The organism is Blastomonas sp. CCH9-A1 (assembly GCF_001557175.1).
GTDB lineage: Bacteria > Pseudomonadota > Alphaproteobacteria > Sphingomonadales > Sphingomonadaceae > Blastomonas > Blastomonas delafieldii_A.
In genome coordinates this window covers 14,412-38,889 of record NZ_LSHM01000043.1, presented here as the reverse complement: position 1 = coordinate 38,889, position 24,478 = coordinate 14,412, and the positions used below count along the sequence as shown (strand labels likewise).

Here is a 24,478-nt window from a genome sequence, read left to right as displayed (position 1 = left end):
CGCTTTTTGCAGGCAATGGCTGGGGCATGACGAGCCCTGCAGATACCGCCCCGCTGATGCTGTTCAACAGCCTCACCCGTTCGTTCGAAGCGTTCGAGCCGGTCCATCCCGGCGAAGCGCGGGTCTATAGCTGTGGGCCGACGGTCTATAACTACGCGCATCTCGGCAATATGCGTGCCTATGTCTTTGCGGACACGCTGGGGCGCGTGCTGAGCTTCAAGGGCTTTGCGCTCAAGCATATCATCAACATCACCGATGTCGGGCATCTCACCGACGATGCCGATGACGGCGAGGACAAGCTGGAAAAGGCAGCGGCGGAAAAGGCGCAATCGATCTGGGACATTGCCCGCCATTATACCGAGGCGTTCTGGGAAGACATCAAGGCGCTCAACATCCGCCAGCCGGCGGAATGGTCGATCGCGACCGATTATGTGCCCAAAATGATCGAGTTCGCCAAGTCGATCGCGGACAAGCATTGCTACGAACTGCCCAGCGGCCTGTATTTCGACGTGTCGACGGTCAGCGATTACGGATCGCTGGCGCGCGCGGCGACCGAGGCGGGCGAGGGGCGGATCGAGGCGGTCGAGGGCAAGCGCAACGCGCAGGACTTCGCCATCTGGCGCAAGACGCCCGAGGGCGAGACGCGGCAGATGGAATGGGACTCACCTTGGGGTAAGGGGGCGCCCGGCTGGCATCTCGAATGCTCGGTAATGAGCGAGGCGCTGCTCGGCTTTCCGTTCGACATCCATACCGGCGGGATCGACCATCGCGAAATCCACCATCCCAACGAGATCGCGCAGAACCAGGCCTATGCCTGCTCGCACGGCAGCGGCGCGCGCTTCTGGATGCACAATAATTTCCTGATCGACCGGACAGGCAAGATGTCCAAGTCGAGCGGCGAATTCCTGCGCCTGCCGCTGCTGGTGGCCAAGGGTATCCACCCGCTCGCCTATCGGCTGATGTGCCTGCAGGCGCACTATCGCAGCGAGCTGGAGTTCAGCTGGGACAATCTGCTCGCCGCGCTGACCCGGCTGAAGCGGCTGGTGATGGCGGTCGCGGCGCTGCGGGGTCAGGCAGAGATGGCCGGGACGGTGGAACATCCACGTCTGCAACAGCTGCTCGCCGATTTCGGCGCAGCGGTGTCCGATGATCTCAATACCGCCAAGGCGCTGACCGTGCTCGACGACGTTCTGGCGCAGAAGAAGGTCGATGCCGGGCAGCGTCTCGCCGCTATCGCCGCGATGGACGCGGTTCTGGGGCTCGATCTGCTGGCCCTGGAACGCGCCGACCTGCGCCTCCGCCCGGCCGCAGCGAATATCGATGAAGCCCGGATCGAGCATATGCTCAAGCTGCGCAAGGAGGCGCGGGCAGACAAGAATTTCGCCGCCTCCGATGCGATCCGCGACGAGCTGGTCGCGGCAGGTGTAGAGGTGATGGATGGCGACCCGCTCGGATGGGAGTGGCGGATCGAAGCCTGATCGACCCGAGTTCCTGCCGGTTACCCTCGAGGTAATCGCGCCGCGCCGCGCACCGGCTATGGTGCGGGCATGTTCGAACGTTTGCTCTGGAGCCTCCTCGCATTGGTCCACACCGGTCCGGCTCTTGCGCTGGTGCGGCCCAGCCTGCTTTCGCGGCTTTATGGCATCAGCCCAGGCGACCCGGCCTTTCTGCTGGTGCAGCATCGCGCCGCGCTGTTCCTGTGCATTTGCGTCATTTGCCTCTGGGCTGCGTTCGATCCCGGCGTGCGCAGACTGGCCGTTTTAACCACCGGCGTCAGCATGCTGTCTTTTCTGGTCCTGTATCGGCTGGCGGGAGGTCCGCCGCATCTCCAAGCGATTGCGATCACCGATTTTGTCGCCTTGCCAGTTCTCGCCGCATCCGCCTATCTAGCCTGGAGATAGAATACAGGTTGGGGAGAGAGCATGACCAAGGCCGTGATTTCCGCGCTCGTGCGCCCGCTGATCGAGGGCGTGATTCCCGAAGGCATGCAGGTCGTCTGGATCGGCTCGGCCGAAGAAGCGCTGCGCGAGGTTTTCGATGCGGACATCGCCTGGGTCGACATGCACGACAAGCAGGCGATGCGCGACATCATCGCGGCGGGCGAAAAGCTGCAATGGGTGTCGACGCTCTATGCCGGGCTCGATCATTTTCCCGTCGAACAGCTCATGAAGCGCGGTACCCGGGTCACGAATGGCGTCGGGGTCAACACCATCGCCGTCGCCGAATATGCGGTGCTCGGCATGCTCAGCATGGCCAAGGGCTATGCCGATGTCGTGCGTGCGGCCGACCGGCGTGAATGGCTCTGGGCGTCGCCAGGCACGGTCGAGCTCGATGAAACACGCGCGCTGATCATCGGCTATGGCGCGATCGGGTCTGCGATCGGAGACCGGCTGAAAGGCTTTGGCGTGGACGTCACCGGCGTCGCCCGCACCGCGCGGCCTGAAGACGGCATATTGGGCGCGGAAGAATGGCGCGGCAAGATCGGCGACTATGACTGGGTGGTGATCGCCACGCCCTCGACCCGCGAGACCGATGCGCTGATCGGCGCGGACGAACTGGCGGCGATGAAGGACAGCGCGATCCTGGTGAATATCGCGCGCGGCGAATGCGTCGATCAGGATGCGCTGATCGACGCGCTCAAGGCCAGGACCATCGCGGGTGCGTTTCTCGACGTGACCACGCCCGAGCCGCTGCCCGCCGGCCACGAGCTGTGGACGCTGCCAAATGTGCAGATCTCGATGCACCTGTCGGGCCGGGCGCAGACGCGGATGTTCCAGCGCTCGGCCGCGCTGTTCGCCGAGAATCTCGGGCGGTTCGTGCGCGGGGAGATGCTGGTCAACGAGGTCGACCTGGCGCTGGGCTACTGATCGTCACCGTGGCTCACGCATATCTGGCATGGGCCTGCGCGATCTTCACATGGTAATTGTTCCGGGCATAGCCGGGTCCGTTATAGCCCCGGGCAAAGGCGATGCAGTCCTCGGGGTTGTTGCTGACCGCCTTCAGCGCCTTCACCAGTCCCCGGTTCTCGATAAACGTGGCAAAGGCCCGGAGATGCGCTGCCTCTGACACCTTCATCGCCTCCCAATAGGCTTCGACCGTGTCGAACCCTGCGAGCCTGTGGTTGAAGCCCATGATCTGCGCGCCGCCGACCGAGGCGGACATCAGGGCAGCGTGGCGGTCGAGCTGCATCGCCTTCCACAGCCGCACATATTCGCCCTGGCCACCGATATAGAGCTTGCGGTTCCAGACCCTGCTCGAGAGATTGGGGTGGCTGTGGCGATATCTGCCAGCGGTCTGGCGATCGAAGACATGCGCTTCGAACAGGATCTTGGGCAGATGCGGACCGTCCAGAAAGCCGCCGGGGCCATCGAGCGCGAGGATATCGGAACGCACGTCCGTGAACCAGCCGCCGCCGCTTTCCACCTCCCACACCGCGCGGATCTGCGCGCTGGTGCAGCCAAGGGTTGCGGCGGCGGTCCGGAAGTCGGCGAGAGTCAGGCCGATCGCTATCGGGGTCGCCGCACCGTTCGAAGCGGGGGCGATGCCGAGCGTGTCCAGCAGGCTGTCGATGGCGATAACCTCGGCCGGCGAAAATGCCTTGCCCTGGCGCAGCGACTTGATGGCAGAAAAGACAGGTGCACGGTTCATGATGTCTACTCTCCAACGGGTAGGGTGCAGGTAAACACGGTGAGCCCCCCGCCACGAACCGCGTCTGGCCTGCAAAATTCTGAGGGGTAATCGGACAGGCTACGCGTCGCTCCCCAACATTCCAAGTCAAATGTTCTTTATATGTTCCATTGATGTCGGGCGGAACCCGTCCCGCTGAGACGGAGGGGAAGGCCGCACTTTTGGCGGGTGACTTGGGCAAAAATTGGGGTTATGCCTTGCGTCACAGCCAGCATGGAAGGCGGATGCCATGCCGGTAACGAGCGGTTCCGCCCGGGCGTAAACAAGCAGCAAGCGCCGCCTGGACATCCTTTCGGTCGCACGAATGCAACGACGAGCCACTTTCGGCTTCCGGGGGAGGAAATTCCATGACCAAAGCATCCGATCTGTTTGTCCAGTGCCTTGAGGCAGAGGGCGTCGAGTATATCTTCGGCGTTCCCGGCGAGGAAAATCTGGACATGCTCGACTCGCTCAGCCGGTCGACCAAGATCAAGCTGATCCTCACCCGGCACGAACAGGGCGCAGGCTTCATGGCCGCGACCTATGGCCGCCATACCGGCAAGGCGGGCGTCTGCATGGCGACCTTGGGCCCCGGCGCGACCAATTTCGTCACCGCCGCCGCCTATGCGCAGCTCGGCGGCATGCCGATGCTGATGGTCACAGGCCAGAAGCCGATCAAGAAATCCAAGCAGGGCCGGTTCCAGATTCTCGACGTGGTCGACATGATGAAGCCGATCACCAAGTTCACCCACCAGCTTGCCAGCGCCGACAATATCCCAAGCCGCGTGCGCGAAGCCTTCCGCCTGGCCGAGGAGGAAAAGCCGGGTGCGGCGCATATCGAATTCCCCGAGGATATTGCCGAGGAAAAGACCGAGTCGGTGCCCTTGAAGCCCAGCTCGACCCGGCGTCCGAATGCGGACAAGAAATCGATCCGCGCTGCGGTCACCGCGCTCGAGCAGGCCAGGTCGCCGATCCTGGTGATCGGGGCCGGCGCCAACCGCACGATGACCAGCCGCATGCTGCTGCAGTTCATCGAAAAGACCGGAATCCCGTTCCTGACGACGCAGCTCGGCAAGGGCGTGATCGACGAGCGCCACCCCAAGTTCCTGGGCTGCGCCGCGCTGTCGGCGGGCGATTTCGTGCACCGCGCGGTCGAGGCTGCGGACCTGATCGTAAATATCGGCCATGACGTGATCGAGAAGCCGCCCTTCTTCATGCAGCCGGGCGGCACGCCGGTGATCCATGTCTCGACCAAGACGGCGGAGGTCGACCCGGTCTATTTCCCCGAGATCGAGGTGATCGGCGACATCGCCAATGCGATCTGGCAGATGAAGGAAGACATCGTCCCCAATGGCGGGTGGAAGTTCGACCATATGCTGGATTATCGCAAGGCGGAGCTGGAGCACACCAACAAGCTGGCCGAGGACGCGCGCTTCCCGATCTTCCCGCCCTATCTCGTTCAGGAAATCCGCAACGCCATGCCCGATGACGGCATCATCTGCCTCGACAATGGCGTGTACAAGATCTGGTTCGCGCGCGGCTATTGCGCCTATCGTCCCAACACCGTGCTGCTCGACAACGCGCTTGCGACCATGGGCGCGGGGCTGCCGAGCGCGATGATGTCGTCGATGGTCTATCCCGACCGCAAGGTGCTGGCGATCTGCGGCGATGGCGGCTTTATGATGAACAGCCAGGAGATGGAGACCGCCGTCCGGCTGGGGCTCAACATGACCGTGCTGATCCTCAACGACAACAGCTATGGCATGATCCGCTGGAAGCAGGCGAACATGGGCTTCAAGGACTGGGGCCTGACCTATGGCAACCCCGATTTCGTCAAATATGCCGAAGCTTACGGTGCCAACGGCTATCGCGTCGAAAGCGCCGAGCATCTGAAGCAGCTGCTCGCGCATACGCGCGACACGCCTGGCGTGCATCTCATCGATTGTCCGGTTGACTATTCGGAGAACGACCAGATCTTGAACATCGACATCAAGAAGATGGCGAAGGAGCTTTAGGCCAGCGCACTCCCTCTCTCCTCCAGGGGGGAGGGTCGGGGAGGGGGGAATGCGCCCCGCTTGCCCTTTCATTGTAACGGGAGAGGGCGGTCCCCTCTCCCAACCCTCTCCCCTGAAGGGGAGAGGGCTTTATGGGATCAGCACATGACCACCCTTAAAACCGTCTACCCGCTCTATCTCAACAATGAGGCGCAGCAGCCGAACACCGATCTGGAGGTGACCGACAAGTTCACCGGCGAGGTCGCGTTCCGGGTGGCGCAGGCCGATGCGGCGACGATCGATGCGGGGATCGCAGGCGCAGTCGAAGCCTCGGAAGCGATGGCGGCGATGCCGAGCTACGAGCGGCAGAATGTGCTCAACCATTGCGTCACGCGCTTCAAGGAGCGCGCCGACGAGCTCGCCTATGCGCTGTGCGTCGAGGCTGGCAAGCCGATCAAGGACTCAGAGGGCGAGGTCAGCCGCCTGATCGACACCTTCCGCATCGCCGCCGAGGAATCGGTGCGGATGACGGGCGAGGTCCAGACCATGGACATCAGCCCGCGCGCCAAGGGCTATCGCGGCATGTGGAAGCGCGTGCCGATCGGCCCGTGCTCGTTCATCTCGCCGTTCAACTTTCCGCTCAATCTCGCCGCGCACAAGATCGCGCCGGCAATCGCGGTCGGCTGCCCGTTCGTGATGAAGCCGGCGAGCCGCACTCCGCTGGGCGCGATCATCATGGGCGAGGTGCTGGCCGAAACGAACCTGCCCAAGGGCGCGTTCTCGATCCTGCCCGCCAGCCGCGACGGCGCGGACCTGTTCACCACCGACGATCGGCTCAAACTCTTGTCCTTCACCGGATCGCCCGATGTGGGCTGGGACCTGAAGGCGCGGTGCGGCAAGAAGAAGGTCGTGCTGGAACTGGGCGGCAATGCGGCGGTGATCATCGATGCCGACGCCAATCTCGACGACGCGATGGAGCGCGTGATCTTCGGCGCGTTCTACCAGTCGGGCCAGAGCTGCATCGGCGTGCAGCGCATCCTGATCCATGCCGATGTCTATGACCGGTTCCGCGACATGCTGGTGGCAAAGACCGCGACGCTGATCGCGGGCGACCCCAAGGACCGCGACACGTTCATCGGCCCGATGATCCACGAGAAGGAAGCCTCGCGGCTCGACGGCTGGGTGCAGGAGGCGGTGGCCAAGGGCGGCACGCTGCTGTGCGGCGGCAAGCGCGACGGGGCGATGCTCGAAGCGACGCTGCTCGAGAACGTGCCGCACGATGCGAGGATAGTTACCGAAGAGGCGTTCGGCCCGGTCGCGGTGCTCTCCAAATTCACCGATTTCAAGGCGGCAATGGCCGAGGTGAACAACAGCAAGTTCGGGCTGCAGGCGGGCGTGTTCACCCGCGACCTGTTCAAGATGTTCGATTGCTGGGACCACCTGGACGTGGGCGGGGTTGTGATCAACGACGTGCCCAGCTTCCGTATCGACAACATGCCCTATGGCGGGGTGAAGGACTCGGGGCTTGGCCGCGAAGGCATCCGCTTCGCGATGGAAGACATGACCGAGATCCGCAACTTGCTGATCCGGGGCGGCTGAGCGATCAGCCGTCTCCCAGAAGCAGCAGCATGATCGTCGATGTCACGAAAAAGCCCTTGAAGATCGCAAAGGCGGCGATCCAGATGCCCTTGAGGGTGGAGACACCGAGTTCGCGAACGAACCAACGCGTCTGGAGCACCGTGTACCAGATCAGGGTCGCGAGGAAGATCGGGAAGCCGATATACATCCCGTCATAATAGGCGCCCATGATCTCGTATTCGTAGGTCGTGTCGCTCATGAACGCGAGCGCGACATAGTTGGCGAGGCCGAACGGTGCGGCGACGAAGCACTGGCTGTAGAAAGGCGGGCGCAGCGAGACACGATCGATAGCGATCTTGCGATGCCGTAGCAGGTCCATCGCCAGCACCAGCGGATACACGCTGAAGATGAAGGCGGTGAACATCAGATCGTTCTTCCAGTCCTTCAGGAACTCGGGACTGGTGCGCATCGCCTCCTTGACCGCTTCCGGCCCGATGATCGCATCGCTTACCGTGCTCGCCAACGCGATGGTGATCATCAGGAAGACGGGCGGGTTGATCGTGCTTTCATAACGCTGCTGCGGCCGATCATCGAGCTCGTCATCGGCATAGGCCATCATCTTTGTCGGCCGGAACAGCGAGAGCAGAAAGGTGCGCGGATAGAAATACAGCCAGCTGACGATCTCGAACAATATGTCCTCGACCGAACGCAGCAATCCCATGAAGTCCATGGCGAAATCCCCCCAGATCAGGCGGACAGGTCTAACAGCCGTGGTGAAGGTTTCAACGCCGATCAGTTGCCGCCGGCAGGATAACGGATTGCCATCACCTCATATTCCTTCGCCCCTGCTGGCAGCTGCACGGTCCGCAGATCACCCAGCGCAGCGCCCTTGAGCGCGCGGGCGAGAGGAGAGCTCCAGCCGATGCGGCCTGCGCCCGCATCCTGCTCGTCATCGCCGACCAGGGTGAGCGTGCGCCAGTTGTCGTCCTCGTCGGCGATATCGACCTCGGCGCCGAACCAGACGCGGCTCTTGTCGCTCTGCGTCGCCGGGTCGATGACGCGCGCGGCCTTCATCTTGCGGGCGAGCCGATTGAGTTCGCGGTCGATCTCGCGCATGCGCTTGCGACCATAGAGATAGTCGCCATTCTCGCTGCGGTCGCCATTGCCCGCCGCCCAGCTGACGATCTCGACAATGGCCGGGCGCTCGACGCTGAGCAACTGGTCATAGCGTGCCTTCAATGCGGCATAGCCTTGCGGGGTGATGTAGTTAGGGCGGTCCATGGCCTCGCCACATAACGGCAAATTTCGTAACCCTGAACTTGTTTCAGGGTCCATTTTGCCGATTGCGCCTCCGGTCAGCGCGGCACGATGGATGCTGAAACAAGTTCAGCATGACGGTGGAAGCATCAGCCCGGCGTGTTCTTGCCCAGATACCGACTGAGCTTGTCCTTGCCCCGCATCGTGGCGCGCTCGGGGTGCATGACGTCATAGACGACCGCGTTCTCGAGCACCCGCTGGACATAGTTTTTCGTCTCGAAGATCGGGATGCGCTCGACCCATTCTACGATATCGATGCCACCCGTACGCGGGTCGCCATTCGCGCGCAGCCATTTGTTCACATTGCCGGGACCCGCATTGTACGCCGCGACGGCCAAGGGATAGCTGCCGCCGAAATAGTCCATCATGCGGGCAAAATAGCCCGCGCCGAGCTGGATATTGTATCCGGTATCGTCGGTCAGCGCGCCGAGCGAATAGCTCAGCCCCATCTTCCCCGCCTGTTCGCGCGCGGTGCCGGGCATCAGCTGCATCAGCCCGCGGGCTCCTGCATGGCTGACCGCATTGGGGGCATACTGGCTTTCCTGGCGGGTGATCGCGTGGATCATCGTCCAGCTGCTCAGCGCGCCGGGCGGCACGGGCATCTGCGGGAAGGCGACCGATTGCAGGTCATCGACACCCTTGGCGCGCGCTGCCTGGCCGACGATGACCGCAAGGTCGCGCCGCCCGATCTGCCGTGCGAGTTCGGTGGCGAGCACATGCTCTTCTGGGGTCTTGGCAGCGGCAGCCACCGCGCCGAAAAAGCGCCGCTGGGTCGGCCAGTCGCCGCTGCGCGAGATCGCCTGCGTCGCCTGGACCAGCGAGCTGGCGTTGAAGCGCCCGCGCTCGACCGCGCTCACCTGGACGCGCGGCGCAGTGGCGAACGGCGGAATCTCGCGGCCCAGCCGTTCGGTGGCGAGCTGACCGTAATAATGGTCGGGATAGGCGGCTGCCATTTCGAAATAGCGCATCGCCTCGGCCTGGTCGCCCGCGACCGCTGCCGCGCGCCCAGCCCAGTAAAAGCCCTTGGAGCGCGTCTGCGGGGTGCGTGCGCCGCCGCCATAGCGTGCGAACATGCCGATCGCATCGCGCGGACGCCCCAGATTCTGCAGCGCCACTGTGCCTGCCAGCCAGGTCAGGCTGGTATAATCATCGCGAACGCCAAGGCTTTCGTCCGAAATGTCGTGACCGGTCGGGAAGGCATCATCGACCTTCGATGCGATGTCGAAGGCGAGCCCATATTGCCCGTCATTCTGCGCCGCGCGCGCCTGGCTCAGCAGCAGCTCGTACCAGCTTTCGGCATTGACCGGGCGGTATTGCAGCGCGGGCCGGCTGCCGAGCATCTGCCGCGCCAGTGTCCAGTTGCCGGTATCGACCAGCCGCCTGGCGCGCTGCGCGACATAGCCCGCATCGGCCATCGCTTCTGCACCGAGAGATCCGGCGAGCGCATCGGCATCGGGCAGGTTCTTGAGCATCGCGAGCCGCGCCGCGAACACCGCGCGGCGCGCAGGCGATACATAGCCGAACTGCTCCTCGGCATCGGGCGTCGCTTTCGCCCAGAGCAGCGCATCCATCCGCGCGTCGTGATCGGCGGCGGTGAAGTCGGTGGCGAAGCGGCTGGACAGCATCGCCTTGTCTTCGGGCATCATCGTGCCGCCACGCCAGGCGGCGACCGCAACTCCGCGCGCGGCATCGCGCTGACCCACCGCGTCGAGCGCCATGGCATAGCGCGCGCGGCCGACATTGGTCAGCGGCGCAAAGCGGTTGAAATAGGCGACCACCTCCTGCGGCGCGGCGGGGCCTGCACCCAGCGCCTGCTCGGCATTGCGGCGCATCTTGTCCTCGTCGGGCCAGCCGGGGTTGGAGATGAGGAAGCTAGCGAAGGTCGAGAAGGTATAGTTGTTCGGCGTGGTGGTCAGCGCACGCCAGTTGGCGATCGTCCCCGACATGTCCGTCGGCATCGACTGGAGCAGGTTGGCGCGGGCGCGATCCCAGTCGCTGCCATCGCCGCTGCGGCTGGGCACGGCGGCATAATCGGAGGTCTGGTCGCTGGCGAGACAGGCGGCAGGGACGCCCAGCAGGGGCAGGGCGAGCAGCACGGCGGTGCGCCGCGCAATAGCAATTCGTGAAACCATGCTGGACATGATGCGCTTTCGATCCTTATCAGGCGCTGAACACGCAACCTTGTGTGCGAATGGATTGTTCTTGCCTGATTTGCGGGCAAGGTAAAGGAGCTACCCGATGTTTTCCGGCTCAATTCCGGCCCTTGCGACGCCCTTCCGCGACGGAGCGTTTGACGAGCCTGCCTTCCGCGCGCTGATCGACTGGCAGATCGACAACGGCAGTTCCGGCCTGGTCCCCTGCGGCACAACCGGCGAGGCGGCGACCATGTCGATCGAGGAGCATGACTATGTCGTGCGCGTCTGCGTCGAGCAGGCGGCAGGGCGCGTGCCGGTGATCGCGGGTTGCGGATCGAACGACACCAATGTCGCGATCGGTCATATGCTCAATGCGAAAAAGGCCGGCGCGAGCGCCGCGCTGGTTGTGCCGCCTTATTACAACCGCCCCGGCCAGGACGGCGTTCGCGCGCATTTCAAGGCGCTGACCGAGGCGTGCGACCTGCCGATCATGCTCTACAACGTGCCAGCGCGCACGGTCACCGACATCAAGGTCGAGACCATGGCCAAGCTCTCGCGCTTTCCGACGATCATCGGCGTCAAGGACGCGACCGGCGATCTCGAGCGCGTCAGCGCCCAGCGCGCGCAGTGCGGCAAGAAATTCTGCCAGCTGTCGGGCAATGACGAACTGGCGCTGGGCCATCGCGCAATGGGCGGCGTCGGCTGCATCTCGGTGACCGCGAACGTCGCCCCGGCGCTTTGCGCGCAGTTCCAGGCTGCGCTGGCCAAGGGCGATTACAAGACCGCGCTCGCGCTTAACGACCGGCTCTATCCGCTCCATTCGGCGATGTTCTCCGATGCCTCGCCCGGCCCGGTCAAATATGCGCTGCACCGCGTGCGGCCCGATTTCCTTCCCGATCTCAGGCTGCCGATGACCCCGCCCGACAAGAAGAGCCGCAAGGCGGTCGACGCCGCTTTGGTCCATGCCGGGCTGATCTGATGGCGCGGCCCAAGCCCGAGACGTTCGACAAGAAGAAGATCGTCGCCGAGAACCGGCGCGCGCGCTACGATTATGCCATCGATCAGGTCTACGAGGCGGGGATCGCGCTCACCGGCACCGAGGTCAAGTCGCTGCGATTCGGCGAGGGATCGATCGCGGAAAGCTATGCCGAGGTCAGCGACGAGCAGGTCTGGCTGATCAATTCGAACATCCCCGAATTCAGCCATGGCAACCGCTTCAACCACGAGCCCAAGCGCCCGCGCAAGCTGCTGCTCCACGCGCGCGAGATCGCCAAGCTGCACGGCGCGGTCGCGCGCCAGGGGATGACGCTCGTCCCGCTGTCGATCTTCTTCAACGGCCGCGGCCGTGCCAAGGTCGAACTCGCGCTCGCCAAGGGCAAGAAAGCGCCCGACAAGCGCGCGGCGACCAAGGAACGCGAATGGAAGCGCGAACAGGGGCGGCTGCTGCGCGATCGGGGATAAACGGCTCTCTCCGCCTGTCGAAAATTAACCTCGCTTCATAAGATCGCGTGTGCCAGATCACCGCGGCGCGCTATGGGGCGTGCTCGAACGGGGTCGCAGCCCGATTCGGTGATTTCGAATCTGGTAAACGTCGTTTTAATCCGTTGGGGGCTATGGCCTTTTGCGGCGGCGCTCCCACATGGGCCCTGTCGCTGGCAGCGGACAGCAAAGGGCATAGGGTTTTGGAGTTGACGGAAGGCCGTTTCACCCGCTGGGTTGGTCGCAACATGCCGACACGCGAAAGTATGGAGCAGAACCGCTTCATCCGGCCTTTTGCTGCGCGCGTGCTTCGTTCCGAGCTGTGGCGATTTACCCGGCGGTCGGTACCGCGCGGCGTGGCTTTGGGCGTGCTGGTCGGCGTGATTCTGCCGATCGCGCAAATCTTCGGCGCGGCGCTGCTCGCGCTGCCGTTCCGCGCCAATGTTCCTGTCGCCGCGCTGACGACCTTCATCACCAATCCGTTCACCACGCCGCTGCTCTGGGTGGCGGCTTATCATGTTGGCAGCTTCATCCTGCGCGTCGATGCCTCGACCTTTGGCCAACCGGTGGCGACCGCGCTCAACCAGCCGCATGTCGAAACCTGGATGGAATGGCTGACCGGCGCCGCCTCGATCACCGCTTTTGGCCTCGTTGTGCTGGCCATCGTGATGGCGGCGATCGGCTATGTCGCCAGCGCGATCGGCTGGCGCATCTGGATCGCCGGCAAGCGTCGGCGCAGACTGGCCCGCGTGCGCCACCCCTGATCGCTCCGCGCTGGTATTTGCGCCAAACTGCAATTTGTAACGCGATGTTGTTTGCGCTAGCGTCGATCACCTGAACAGTGAGCGAGTTCGCCACGCCAGGGGGATGCGACGACCTTGACCACCACCCGTGCCCGACCCGACCTTGACTGGCCGGAATGGTTGCCTGCACTGCCCGATCCCGACAGTCCCGACGCCCGCATTACCGCGCTGATCATCATCGGCGGTCTCGCCGTCAGCGGCGCGCTGATCTGGCTTGCGCTGGGTGACTGGGTGCCGCTGGCGCTGTTCGCCGGCGGTCTGGTCGCGCTGGCTTCGCTGATCCTGCTGGTGCGTCACCAGTTTCCGCCGCGCAGCGACGTGCAGCGCACGATGCCTGACTGGTCGGTGACCTTTGCCGCGACCGACCACCCGACGATCGCGATTGCCATTACCGACGAGGCAGGGCGGATGATCTGCGCCAACCAGCGCTTCATCGACCAGTTCGGTGCCGAGATGGTGCCGCCGAAATTGTCGCTGGCCGGTCAGGGCGGCGACCTGCTTGCCGAGGCGGGACGCGCCGCCTGGCGCGATGGCGAGGGCAGGGCCGGGGGGCTCGTCGCCGCCGGCGTGCCCATCGATGCCCAGGTGCGCCGTGTCGGGCGCGGGCAGGATTATCTGCTGTGGAAGTTCGAACCGGTCGCACGGCACGATCTCGCGGTTGAGGCCGATGCGATGCTCGTCGGACGTCCGGGCCGCGCGCTGGGTGAGGGCGGCTTCATGGCCGCCGCGATCAGCCCCGAAGGTCGCATCCGCGCTGCCAACAGCGCCTTTGCCGCGCGTGCCGCCGGGGCCGAGGCCGGCAATATCGTCGGGCGCGATCTCGCAAGCTTCCTGCGCGCCGACGAGCGCAACCGCATCTATTTCGAGCGCGAAGGCCGCAAGGGCGTGCCGCTTCGGTTGTTCCACCTGCCGCTGGTCGATCCGCTGCAGGTCACTGATCCTGCCGAGCGCGAGAAGGCGCCTGCGCTGGTCGTGCTGATCGATGAGGATCCGGCGGGCATGGATAAGGGCACCGCGCTCGGCTATGTCCAGACGCTGCTCGGGCTGCTGCCCGTGGGCCTGGCAATGACCGATCGCGACGGGCGCTTCCTGTTCGCCAATGATGCCTTCCTGCGCGCGGCGGGGATTACCGAGGCCGAATTGCCGCCCTATCCGGGCGACCTCGTCGTGCGCGAGGACAAGGGCGCGATAGCCGATGCGGTGCGCCGCCATGCCAGCGGCCAGGCGATGGCGGGCGATGTCGCGCTGCGTCTGCGCAATCAGCCCGACGAGCCGGTGACGCTCTCGCTCGCCAGCCTGCGCGGCATGGGCGATGCTGCGGTGCTGCTCTCGGTCAAGGATAACAGCGAGGAAAGCCGCCTCAAGCGCCAGGTCGCGCAGGCGAGCAAGATGCAGGCGATCGGCCAGCTCGCGGGCGGCGTCGCGCATGATTTCAACAATGTGCTGACCGCGATCATCGGCCATTGCGACCTGATGCTGATGCGGCACAGCCCCGGCGACAGCGATTATGACGACATCCAGCAGATTCGCAGCAATTCGAACCGCGCCGCCTCGCTGACCCGGCATCTGCTCGCCTTCTCGCGCCAGCAGACGCTGCGGCCGCAGGTGCTGCAGCTGCCCGATATCGTCTCCGACACCTCGGAGCTGTTGAAGCGGCTGATCGGCGAGAAGATCGTGCTCGAGGTGCAGCATGACCGCAATCTCGGTCCGGTCCGCGCCGATCCCGGTCAGCTTGAACAGGTGATCGTCAACCTTGCGGTCAACGGGCGCGATGCGATGCTTGCAAAACGGCCACCGGGCGGCACGCTGACCATCCGCACGCGCAAGGTGACCGCAGCCGATGTCCGCGCGATGAACAGCGATATCCTGCCGGTCGACGATTACAGCGCGATCCTGGTGGAGGATGGCGGCACCGGCATGCCGCCTGACGTGCAGGCGCGCATCTTCGAGCCGTTCTTCACCACCAAGGAGGTCGGCAAGGGTACCGGCCTGGGGCTTTCGACCGTGTACGGCATCGTCAAGCAGTCGGGCGGCTATATCTTCGTCGATTCCGAACCTGGCCAGGGCACGACCTTCTCGATCTATTTTCCGGTCTATCGCGGCGGCGCGGTCGAACAGCGCAGCCGCAAGCAGACCACCAAGGTCAATCCAGGCCAATGGGGCCATGCGCGGCTGCTGCTGGTCGAGGACGAGGACATGGTCCGCGCGGTCGCCGAACGGGCGCTGACGCGCCAGGGCTTTACCGTCGTCACCGCGAGCGATGGCGAGGACGGGCTCGAGCGGCTCGGCGATAGCGGGCCGTTCGACCTCGTCGTCAGCGATGTCGTGATGCCCAATTTGGACGGGCCCGGCATGGCGGTCGAGATGCGCAAGCGCATGCCTGGCCTGCCGATCCTATTCATGTCTGGCTATGCCGAGGAAACGCTGCGCCAGAGCATATCGATCGACCAGGTGCACTTTCTGCCCAAGCCGTTTTCGGTTGCGCAGATTGTCGATGCCGTGCACGGCGCGCTCGCCGCATCGGCGCCTCCGCCGAACCAGGCCCCAGCGAATGAAGGAAAGCTACGGACGTGACTGAGTGCAGGACCTTCCTGATCGCCGAGGACGAGGCGATGATTGCGATGCTGCTTGAAGATTTCATCGACCTCGCCGGTCACCAGATTGCGGCGATGGTTGCCAGCCTGGAAGATGGGCTGGCAGCGGTGCAGGCCGGCGGATTCGATGCTGCGATCCTCGACGTCAACCTGGGGCGCGACAAGGTCTGGCCGCTCGCCGATGCGCTGCGCGAGGTCGGTGTGCCCTATATCTTCGCGACCGGGGGCGGCGACACCATCCCGCCCGAACACGCATCCGCACCCACCTTGCCCAAGCCCTATACGCTGGCGTCGCTCGAGGCGGTGCTAGCGCGCATCTGACACGCGTTTTGCCCTTGCGTTCTGCGGCAATGTTCCCTAACTGTTCCAGAAGAACAGATTGGGTACATCACTGAGTCGTTGCGCCGGAGGTCCGGAGCAATTAGGCAGGAAAGGGCATGGCAATGGCCGGGCAGCTTAAACTCATCCAGACCGAAAAAGAGGCAAAATCCATGGACAGGCAAAAGGCGCTCGATGCAGCGCTGGCTCAGATCGACCGGGCCTTTGGCAAGGGGTCGGCGATGCGGCTGGGCTCCAAGGAGGCGATGCAGGTCGAGGCGATCTCGACCGGCTCGCTCGGCCTCGACATCGCACTGGGCGTCGGCGGACTGCCGCGCGGTCGCGTGATTGAGATCTACGGTCCTGAAAGTTCGGGCAAAACCACGCTCGCGCTGCACGTGATCGCCGAGGCGCAGAAGAACGGCGGCACCGCCGCGTTCGTCGATGCCGAACACGCGCTCGACCCGGTCTATGCCAAGAAGCTTGGCGTCAATATCGACGAACTGATCGTGTCACAGCCCGATACGGGCGAACAGGCGCTCGAGATTACCGATACTTTGGTGCGGTCAAACGCGATCGACGTGCTGGTGGTCGATTCGGTCGCCGCGCTGGTGCCGCGTGCGGAAATCGAGGGCGAGATGGGCGACAGCCATGTCGGCCTGCAGGCGCGCCTGATGAGCCAGTCGCTGCGCAAGCTGACCGGTTCGATCAGCCGTTCGCGCTGCATGGTGATCTTCATCAACCAGCTGCGCATGAAGATCGGCGTGATGTACGGCAATCCGGAAACCACCACCGGCGGCAATGCGCTCAAGTTTTACGCGTCGGTGCGTCTCGACATCCGCCGCACCGGTCAGATCAAGGACCGCGACGATATCGTCGGCAACACGACGCGCGTGAAGGTCGTCAAGAACAAGGTCGCCCCTCCTTTCAAGCAGGTCGAATTCGACATCATGTATGGCGAAGGCATTTCGAAGATCGGCGAGATTCTCGATCTCGGGGTCAAGGCGGGCATCGTCGAGAAGGCGGGCAGCTGGTTCAGCCACGATTCGGTGCGCATCGGCCAGGGGCGCGAGAATGCCAAGAATTTCCTCAAGGAAAATCCCGAGATGATGGCCAAGATCGAAGGCCTGATCCGCGGGCAGCAGGACAAGGTGGCCGAAGAGATGATGACCGGCCCCGATGCCGAGGACGATATCGGCGACGATATGTAATCGGCCCCGGATCTTGCCCACTGGCGTTTCGCAAGGGCGGGCGGGCAATCGGTTGGAACAGATCGAAGGGGCAGGGCAGCATGCAAGCGGCTCTGTCCCTTCATTTTTGCGCATATATTGCTTCAATCTCGCTTCAACTCGCCTTATGTCGCAGCCATGACATCGACAAATGACATCCGGCGTTCGTTCCTCGACTATTTCGGGGGCAACGGCCATGACATCGTGCCTTCCGCGCCGCTGGTTCCGCACAACGACCCGACGCTGATGTTCGTCAACGCCGGCATGGTGCCGTTCAAGAACGTGTTCACCGGGCTCGAATCCCGCGCCAATGCGCGTGCCACTTCGTCGCAGAAATGCGTGCGCGCCGGTGGCAAGCACAATGATCTCGACAATGTCGGCTATACCGCGCGACATCACACGTTCTTCGAGATGCTCGGCAATTTCTCGTTCGGCGACTATTTCAAGGAAGAGGCGATCCACCACGCGTGGACGCTGGTCAACAAGACCTGGGGCCTCGCCGCCGACAGGCTGACCGTCACCGTCTATCACACCGATGACGAGGCCTTCGGGCTGTGGAAGAAGATCGCGGGTCTTCCCGACGAGCGCATCATCCGCATCGCCACCTCGGACAATTTCTGGTCGATGGGCGACACCGGGCCCTGCGGTCCGTGCAGCGAGATCTTCTACGACCATGGCGACCATATTTTCGGTGGCCCGCCGGGATCGCCTGACGAGGACGGCGACCGGTTCATCGAGATCTGGAACCTGGTGTTCATGCAATATGAACAGCATGCCGATGGCAGCCGCACCAACCTGCCGCGTCCGTCGATCGACACCGGCATGGGCATCGAGCGCATCGCGGCCGTCATGCAAGGCGTGCACGACAATTACGATATCGACCTGTTCAAGGCGCTGATCGCCGCCTCGGGCCAGGCGACCGGCACGGCGACCACCGGCGGCAATCAGGCCAGCCACCGCGTCATCGCCGATCACCTGCGCGCCACCTCGTTCCTGATCGCCGATGGCGTTCTCCCCGCCAATGAAGGGCGCGGCTATGTGCTGCGCCGGATCATGCGCCGCGCGATGCGCCATGCGCATATATTGGGCGCGGCGGACCCGCTGATGCACCGGCTGGTGCCGACCCTGGTCGCCGAAATGGGCCAGGCGTTCCCCGAACTCGTCCGCGCGCAGCCGCTGATCGAGGAGACGCTCGAGCGCGAGGAAACCCGTTTCCGCCAGACGCTCGACAAGGGGCTGAGGCTGCTCGACGAGGCGACGGCTGACCTCGCCGAAGGCGCGGTGCTTTCGGGCGAGACCGCGTTCCGGCTCTACGACACCTATGGCTTCCCCTATGACCTGACCGAGGATGCGCTGCGCAGCCGCGGCCTCAGCGTCGATCGCGCAGGCTTTGACACCGCGATGGCCGCGCAAAAGGCTGCGGCGCGCGCGGCCTGGAAGGGCTCGGGCGAGGCGGCATCGGCCGAGATCTGGTACGACATCGCCGAACGCGCAGGCGGCACCGAATTCACCGGCTATACCGCGACTGAAGGCGAGGCCGAGGTCGTCGCGCTCGTCCGCGACGGTACCGAGATCGACAGCGCCTCTGCGGGCGATAGCGTCACCATCCTCGTCAATCAGACGCCTTTCTATGGCGAAAGCGGCGGCCAGATGGGCGATGCCGGCGCGATCACGTCGCTGGGCGGGCTCAAAGCTGTGGTCGACGATACCTCCAAGCCGCTCGGTCGCCTGCACGCGCATCAGGCGCGGATCGAAACTGGCAGCATCAAGGTCGGCGACACCGTGCATCTCGCGGTCGATGTCGAGCGCCGTGACGCGCTGCGCGCCAACCACAGCGCGACGCATCTGCTGCACGCGGCCTTGCGCAATCATCTCGGCGGCCATGTCACGCAAAAGGGTTCGCTGGTTGCTCCCGACCGTCTGCGCTTCGACTTCTCACACCCCAAGGCGCTGAGTGAAGCCGAAATCGCTGCGATCGAGGCCGAGGTGAACGCGGAGATCCGCGCCAACGAGGCGGTGACGACGCGGCTGATGAGCCCCGATGATGCCGTCCAAGCGGGCGCGCTCGCGCTGTTCGGCGAGAAATATGGCGAGGAAGTCCGCGTGCTCTCGATGGGCCGCGCGACCGACAAGCATTATTCGGTAGAATTGTGCGGCGGCACGCATGTCCGCGCATTGGGCGATATCGGCATCTTCCGCATCGTCAGCGAGAGCGCTGTGTCGAGCGGCGTCCGCCGGATCGAGGCGCTGACCGGCGAGGGCGCGCGGCAGTGGCTGGTGGCGCGCGACGAACGGGTCAAGGCGATCGCCGCCCTGGTCAAGACGTCGCCCGACGAGGTCGAGGCGCGCATCGCATCGCTGGTCGAGGAACGCCGCGCGCTCGAACGGGAACTCGCCGAAGCCCGCAAGGCGCTGGCGCTGGGCGGAGGTGCGGGCAAGGCTGGACCGGCGGTGGAGAGCATCGGCGGCGTCAGCTTCCAGGCGCAGGTGATCGACGGGCTCGACCCCAAGGAACTGCGAGGGCTGCTCGATCAGGCCAAGTCGGCGCTTGGATCGGGCATCGCGGTGATGGTTGCGACCAATGACGGTCGCGCGGCCTTTGCGGCTGCCGTCACCGACGATCTGACCGGTCGCTTCAGCGCGGTCGATCTGGTGCGCGCAGGCGTCGAGGCGCTGGGCGGCAAGGGCGGCGGCGGCCGTCCGGACATGGCGCAGGGCGGTGGTCCTGATGCCAGCAAGGCGGAAGCGGCTGTGGCAGCAGCGCGCGCTCTGATCGAGAACGCAGCCGCGCCTGCTTGATTGAGAGATCCCCTGCGAAGGCGGGGGGCATTCATGGGATTCCAGCAAACGGGTCCCCTGCGAAGGCAGGGGCCCATCACCTTCACTTGCCTTCCGCGCGGATGGTCATTGGTTTTGGTGGACGATCCGCTGCACGCCGGGCCGGTGATGATAGCCTGACAGCTCTGGAGATGGGCCCCTGCCTTCGCAGGGGACCGGCACAGGGGCTGGCCACTGGAACGCCAAGCATAAAAAAGGGCTGCGAAACCATATGGTTTGCAGCCCTTTTTGATAGCGTCCCTCATGCGAGGGGCGGTTCTCAGCCCTTCTTGAGCGAGATGCCGCCAAAGCGCTTGTTGAAACGGGCGACCTGGCCACCCGAGTCCATCAGGCGCTGGTTGCCACCGGTCCAGGCCGGGTGCGAAGTCGGGTCGATATCCAGCTGCAGCGTGTCGCCTTCCTTGCCCCAGGTCGAGCGGGTCTGGTACACGGTGCCGTCGGTCATCTTCACATTGATCATGTGGTAATCGGGATGGATATCGTTCTTCATCGTCGTTGTCCTTGAATATGGCTGGTTCCGACCAGCCCGCAGGATGAATGGGAAGCGGCGCGCATAACGCTGCGCGCCGCCAAAAGCAAGGGATTTACAAGCGCCGCCGGATCAGGCGGGCGGGTCGGCAATCATCGCGGTAAAGCCGACCTCGCAGGCCAGCTTGCCGTTCATTTCCGCGCGTGCCTTGAACTTGCACACCTTGGCGCGCTTCTGCTCGAACTCGGCATGCAGGTCGAGCAGCACGCCGGGTTCGACCGGAACGCGGAACTTGGCGCCATCGATCGCCATGAAATAGACGAGCTTGCCCGAGCCTGCCAGGCCGAGCGATTCGACCGCCAATATACCCGCCGCCTGCGCCAGCGCCTCGACGATAAGGACGCCGGGCATGATCGGGCGGGCAGGGAAGTGGCCCTGAAAGAACGGCTCGTTCATGCTGACCGCCTTGATCGCATGGATCGACTGGTCGATGTCCAGCCGCGCCACGCGGTCAACGAGCAGCATGGGGTAGCGGTGCGGAAGCGCCGCCATCACCTTGGCAATGTCGTAGTTCAGCTCGCCCTCGGTCATGACCAGAGCTTACCGGCCTTCAGGCTGCTGTGCGGCCGGGGCTGCCTGCTGCTGACCCTGAGCGGCCTGCTGCGCAGCCTGCTGCTCGCGCTGCTGACGCGGCAGCCAGCCCTGCGGCGGAACCAGCTGAGCGGTCGGGATCAGCGCGTTCAGCTCGGCGGTGATGTCCTTGGTGATGTCATAGCCATCGGCGCGGGCGAGCGTCGCGCCGGCTTCGAGCACGATGCTGACCTTGCGCTTGGTCATCGCCTGACGGACCGCCTGGTCGAACTTGTCGCTGATCTGTTCGAGCACATAGGCTTCCGACAGCGCGACCGGCTGCAGGATTTCCTGCACTTCCTGCGAACCCTGCTCGCGCAGCTGCTGGATCTGGCCCAGCTGCTGCTGCAGCGCGGCCTGGTTCTGCTGCGCGTTGGGGGCCTGGACATCGGTGTTGAACTTGTTCACCAACGGTTCGAGCTGCTGGCGGATCTGGTTCGACTTGGCCTGGGCGGCGTCATACTGCGCCTTGTAGGTCGTCGGACGCGCGGTGTTGGCATTGACGAAGGCCGAGGATTCGACCACGGCGCGGCGCTGATCGGCCACGGCGATGCCAGCCACGGTCTGTGCCGCAACAGGAGCGATCGCGCCCGAAGCCAGGGTGCCGGCAGCCATCAGGGCTGCGGCGGTGCATTTGAGAAGAAGTTTCATCAGAACTGGGTCCCTACGTTGAATGTGAATAGACGGGTGTCGTCGCCAGGCTCCTTGAGCAGGGCGCGGGCAATATCGATGCGGAACGGGCCGAAGGGCGAGTTCCAGTTGACGCCAAAGCCGACGGTGACGCGCGGCTTGGGCGAATCGCCGAAGAACTGTTCGGTAAAGGCAAGGCTCGGCGTGTTGGGCTGACCGGCGGCATTGGTCGCATTGGTCACGGTGTTGATCACCTGATTGCCCTGCTGATCGGTTCCGATCTCCAGATATTGCAGATTGCCGTTTGCGTCGCGGTTCTGCGGAGTCTGCAGCAGCGGCCGCACCACGCCGAAGACGGCACCGGCATCGACGAAGACCGACGGACGCAGGCCAAGCTCGCGAGCGCCGCTGCCCAGCGGGATGTCGAGCTCGGCACGGGCGAGATAGTAATAACGACCGCCAAGCGCGTCATCGACGCGGTTGCGGCGACCGGTGACGGGTGTGTTGACGATCGCGCCGTTGACGATCTCGGGCGTGAAGCCGGTGCGGATCACGCGCGGGCCGACGCCGCGGATATCGAAACCGCGGATCTGCGGCTGGCCCAGGAAGAAGCGGTCGGTCAGGCGAATATCGTCAATCCCCTGAGCCGGCGTACCGCGGTCCTCGAAGGCGATGATATGGCCACCTTCTGCCGCGATGGTGAAGATGAACCCGCTGCGGCCGATGCGCCAGTGCTTGGACGCGTTGAGGCGCGTGCGCAGATAACTCACCGCACCGCCAAGGCCGGCAAAGTCCTGCGACAGCGTCACGTTCTGGCCGCGCGTGGGACGGATGCGGTTGTCGCGATTGTCATAGATCAGCGAATAGCCGATCAGCGAGGTCGTGCGCTGTCCCAGGTTGTCGCACAGGAAGAAGCCTGCGCGGACCGGGTCGCATTCCAGCGTGCCGTTTCCGTCAAGGTCGGAGAAGAACTGGGTACGGTCGAGCGTGACGTCGTCGACCGTCAGCGAGTAGCGCAGCAGCGCCGAGACATATTCGGTCAGCGGCACGCCAAGGCGGAACGATGCGCCGGTGGTCAGCTGTTCGAACGTGGTGTTGCGCGAATTGCCGACGAAGTTGAAGCTGTTGAGATCGCGGCGGAAGATATCCGCACCGAACGAGATGTTCTTGTCGAACACATAGGGTTCGGTGAAGCTCAGGTTGATGCCTTGCGAGAACTGCGAGTAGTTGATGCTCAGGCCGACGGTCTGGCCCTTGCCGCGGAAGTTGCGCTGGCGGATCGAGGCCTGGAGGATGAAATTCTCAATCGACGAGAAACCGGCGGAGAGCTGAAGCTCGCCGGTCGCCTTTTCCTCGACATTGGCTTCGAGGATGATGCGATCGGGCGCGCTGCCCTGCTTCTGCTCGATCTCGAACTTTTCCTGGAAATAGCCGAGCGAGTTGATGCGGTTTTCCGAGCGCTTGACCAGGAAGCTGTTGAACGCGTCGCCCTCGTTCAGGCGGAACTCGCGCCGGACGATCTTGTCCTGGGTCAGCGTGTTGCCGTTGATGTCGATCCGCTCGACATAGACGCGCGCCGATTCCGCCAGCTCGAACGTGATGTCCATGGTGAGCGTTTCGCGGTTGCGGTTGAAATTGGGCCGCACGTCCGCAAACGCATAACCGAACAGGCCTGCGGTTTCGCTGAGCTGCTCGACAGTGTCCTCGACCAGCTTGGCATTGTACCAGTCGCCGGTCTTCATCGGCAGCTGGGCCTTGAGGCCATCTTCGGAAAAGTCGCGAATCTGGCTGTCGACGCCGACATCGCCGAACTTGTAGCGATCGCCTTCCTCGACGACATAGGTGATGATGAAGTCGCGCTTGTCGGGGGTCAGCTCGGCCACGGCAGAAATGACGCGGAAATCGGCATAGCCCTGGGTCAGATAGAACTGGCGCAGCTTCTGCTGGTCATAGGCCAGCTTGTCGGGATCGTAGGAATCGCCCGAGCTGAAAAAGCGGTAGAAGCGCGACTGCTTGGTCGCCATCTCGCCGCGCAGTTCGCCGTCGGAGAATTTCTCGTTGCCCAGAATGTTGATCTGGCGAACCTTGGAGCGCGGACCTTCGTTGATCTCGAAGACCACGTCGACGCGGTTCTGGTCCTGCTGCACCATCTTCGGCTCGACTGTGGCGGCAAAGCGGCCCTGGCGCTTGTAGAGTTCGATTATGCGCGCGACGTCGGCGCGCACCTTGGTGCGGGTGAAGATCTGGCGCGGCGCAAGGCGGATTTCGGGAAGGATCTTGTCTTCCTTGATGCGCTTGTTGCCTTCCAGGATCACGCGGTTGATGACCGGGTTTTCCTTGACGTCTATGACCACCGCGCCGTCATTGTTGCGGATAGCGACATCGGCGAACAATTCGGTTTCGAACAGGTCGCGCAGTGCCTGGTCGGCCGCGACCTGGGTGTAGACATCCCCGACGCGCAGCTGGATGTACGAACGCACGGTATCGGCCTCGATGCGCTGCGATCCGTTCACGGTGATCGAGCGGATTTGCTGGCCTGCAGGCGGCACCACGGCAGCGGGAGCCGACGCCTGTGGCGGTGCGGGAGGGGCTGCCGGCCCTGCAGCCTGGGCGAAGGCGGCGCTTGCAGTTCCCGCCAGAACGGTGGAACTCAGCAACAGGCCGAGGGCACGCGCGCCGATGGCGATTTTCTGTTCAGATTTCACGAAAAAAAGACCCACCCTAAGCCAAAAAACACCGGACGGTCCCTGCATTGCCGTCCGATAACCCGCCCCGGTGCGCAATCCCCTGCATCATCC

General features: G+C 64.0%; 20 protein-coding genes. 12 read left to right on the top strand and 8 right to left on the bottom strand.

The window, feature by feature from the left end:
• The first annotated feature begins 26 nt into the window (after positions 1–26).
• The 3 genes from cysS to AX725_RS13335 all read left to right on the top strand — a co-directional run bounded on the left by cysS (position 27) and on the right by AX725_RS13335 (position 2,867).
• Entirely contained in the window at positions 27–1,478 is a 1,452-nt protein-coding gene (gene cysS, locus AX725_RS13345) for a cysteine--tRNA ligase (RefSeq protein ID WP_060978447.1), read from the top strand.
• Between the two features lie 69 nt (positions 1,479–1,547).
• Entirely contained in the window at positions 1,548–1,901 is a 354-nt protein-coding gene (locus AX725_RS13340) for a hypothetical protein (RefSeq protein ID WP_060978448.1), read from the top strand.
• Positions 1,902–1,922: 21 nt separating this feature from the next.
• Positions 1,923–2,867 carry a D-2-hydroxyacid dehydrogenase gene (locus tag AX725_RS13335; RefSeq protein ID WP_060978449.1) on the top strand — a complete coding sequence of 315 codons (945 nt, stop codon included), beginning with the start codon at positions 1,923–1,925 and terminating at the stop codon, positions 2,865–2,867.
• Between the two features lie 13 nt (positions 2,868–2,880).
• Here AX725_RS13335 and AX725_RS13330 read toward each other — a convergent pair whose 3' ends face one another.
• Positions 2,881–3,648: an N-acetylmuramidase family protein gene (locus AX725_RS13330; RefSeq protein ID WP_060978450.1), complete on the bottom strand. Its 768-nt coding sequence runs from the start codon at positions 3,646–3,648 to the stop codon at positions 2,881–2,883.
• Between the two features lie 386 nt (positions 3,649–4,034).
• On the opposite strand from AX725_RS13330, the gene AX725_RS13325 reads away from it, so the two are divergent.
• Together AX725_RS13325 and AX725_RS13320 are read left to right on the top strand one after the other, a co-directional pair.
• A complete protein-coding gene (locus tag AX725_RS13325) occupies positions 4,035–5,681 on the top strand; it encodes an acetolactate synthase large subunit (protein WP_060978451.1) in 1,647 nt (548 codons plus the stop codon).
• Between the two features lie 144 nt (positions 5,682–5,825).
• Complete coding sequence (locus AX725_RS13320) at positions 5,826–7,259, top strand: aldehyde dehydrogenase family protein (RefSeq protein WP_060978452.1); 1,434 nt, start codon at positions 5,826–5,828, stop codon at positions 7,257–7,259.
• Between the two features lie 4 nt (positions 7,260–7,263).
• On the opposite strand, the gene AX725_RS13315 is transcribed toward AX725_RS13320, so the two are convergent.
• The 3 genes from AX725_RS13315 to AX725_RS13305 all read right to left on the bottom strand — a co-directional run bounded on the left by AX725_RS13315 (position 7,264) and on the right by AX725_RS13305 (position 10,696).
• Positions 7,264–7,968 carry a hypothetical protein gene (locus AX725_RS13315; protein ID WP_060978453.1) on the bottom strand — a complete coding sequence of 235 codons (705 nt, stop codon included), beginning with the start codon at positions 7,966–7,968 and terminating at the stop codon, positions 7,264–7,266.
• Between the two features lie 62 nt (positions 7,969–8,030).
• Positions 8,031–8,519, bottom strand: coding sequence for a GreA/GreB family elongation factor (locus tag AX725_RS13310; protein ID WP_060978454.1), 489 nt, complete (start codon positions 8,517–8,519; stop codon positions 8,031–8,033).
• 125 nt (positions 8,520–8,644) lie between these two features.
• Positions 8,645–10,696: a lytic transglycosylase domain-containing protein gene (locus AX725_RS13305; RefSeq protein ID WP_208597928.1), complete on the bottom strand. Its 2,052-nt coding sequence runs from the start codon at positions 10,694–10,696 to the stop codon at positions 8,645–8,647.
• Positions 10,697–10,793: 97 nt separating this feature from the next.
• On the opposite strand from AX725_RS13305, the gene dapA reads away from it, so the two are divergent.
• The 7 genes from dapA (at position 10,794) to alaS (ending at position 19,912) form a co-directional block, all read left to right on the top strand.
• Positions 10,794–11,669 carry a 4-hydroxy-tetrahydrodipicolinate synthase gene (dapA, locus tag AX725_RS13300; protein WP_060978455.1) on the top strand — a complete coding sequence of 292 codons (876 nt, stop codon included), beginning with the start codon at positions 10,794–10,796 and terminating at the stop codon, positions 11,667–11,669.
• Positions 11,669–12,151: an SsrA-binding protein SmpB gene (smpB, locus tag AX725_RS13295; RefSeq protein ID WP_060978456.1), complete on the top strand. Its 483-nt coding sequence runs from the start codon at positions 11,669–11,671 to the stop codon at positions 12,149–12,151. Before dapA ends, smpB begins: the two co-directional genes overlap by 1 nt.
• 266 nt (positions 12,152–12,417) lie before the next feature.
• Positions 12,418–12,933, top strand: coding sequence for a DUF2062 domain-containing protein (locus AX725_RS13290; protein WP_060978477.1), 516 nt, complete (start codon positions 12,418–12,420; stop codon positions 12,931–12,933).
• A gap of 159 nt (positions 12,934–13,092) precedes the next feature.
• On the top strand, positions 13,093–15,546 hold the full coding sequence (locus AX725_RS13285) for a hybrid sensor histidine kinase/response regulator (RefSeq protein ID WP_082730770.1): 2,454 nt from the start codon (positions 13,093–13,095) through the stop codon (positions 15,544–15,546).
• Positions 15,543–15,887, top strand: a complete 345-nt coding sequence (locus AX725_RS13280; protein ID WP_060978457.1) for a response regulator — start codon at positions 15,543–15,545, stop codon at positions 15,885–15,887. The genes AX725_RS13285 and AX725_RS13280 overlap by 4 nt, the downstream gene beginning before the upstream one ends.
• Positions 15,888–16,009: 122 nt before the next feature.
• The gene (recA, locus tag AX725_RS13275) at positions 16,010–17,095 is read left to right on the top strand and encodes a recombinase RecA (RefSeq protein ID WP_060978458.1); all 1,086 of its coding nucleotides are present in this window, start codon (positions 16,010–16,012) and stop codon (positions 17,093–17,095) included.
• A gap of 156 nt (positions 17,096–17,251) precedes the next feature.
• Positions 17,252–19,912, top strand: coding sequence for an alanine--tRNA ligase (gene alaS, locus AX725_RS13270; RefSeq protein WP_066114802.1), 2,661 nt, complete (start codon positions 17,252–17,254; stop codon positions 19,910–19,912).
• 298 nt (positions 19,913–20,210) lie between these two features.
• Here the strand turns inward: alaS and rpmE are convergent, their stop codons facing one another.
• From rpmE to bamA, 4 genes are all read right to left on the bottom strand, one after another.
• Positions 20,211–20,441 (bottom strand): 50S ribosomal protein L31, encoded by a 231-nt coding sequence (rpmE, locus tag AX725_RS13265; protein WP_060978460.1) that lies wholly within the window; start codon positions 20,439–20,441, stop codon positions 20,211–20,213.
• Positions 20,442–20,552: 111 nt separating this feature from the next.
• On the bottom strand, positions 20,553–21,011 hold the full coding sequence (fabZ, locus tag AX725_RS13260; RefSeq protein ID WP_060978461.1) for a 3-hydroxyacyl-ACP dehydratase FabZ: 459 nt from the start codon (positions 21,009–21,011) through the stop codon (positions 20,553–20,555).
• A 9-nt stretch (positions 21,012–21,020) separates the two neighbouring features.
• Positions 21,021–21,701 carry an OmpH family outer membrane protein gene (locus tag AX725_RS13255; protein WP_060978462.1) on the bottom strand — a complete coding sequence of 227 codons (681 nt, stop codon included), beginning with the start codon at positions 21,699–21,701 and terminating at the stop codon, positions 21,021–21,023.
• Entirely contained in the window at positions 21,701–24,385 is a 2,685-nt protein-coding gene (gene bamA / locus AX725_RS13250) for an outer membrane protein assembly factor BamA (protein WP_060978479.1), read from the bottom strand. Before bamA ends, AX725_RS13255 begins: the two co-directional genes overlap by 1 nt.
• Positions 24,386–24,478: the final 93 nt, after the last annotated feature.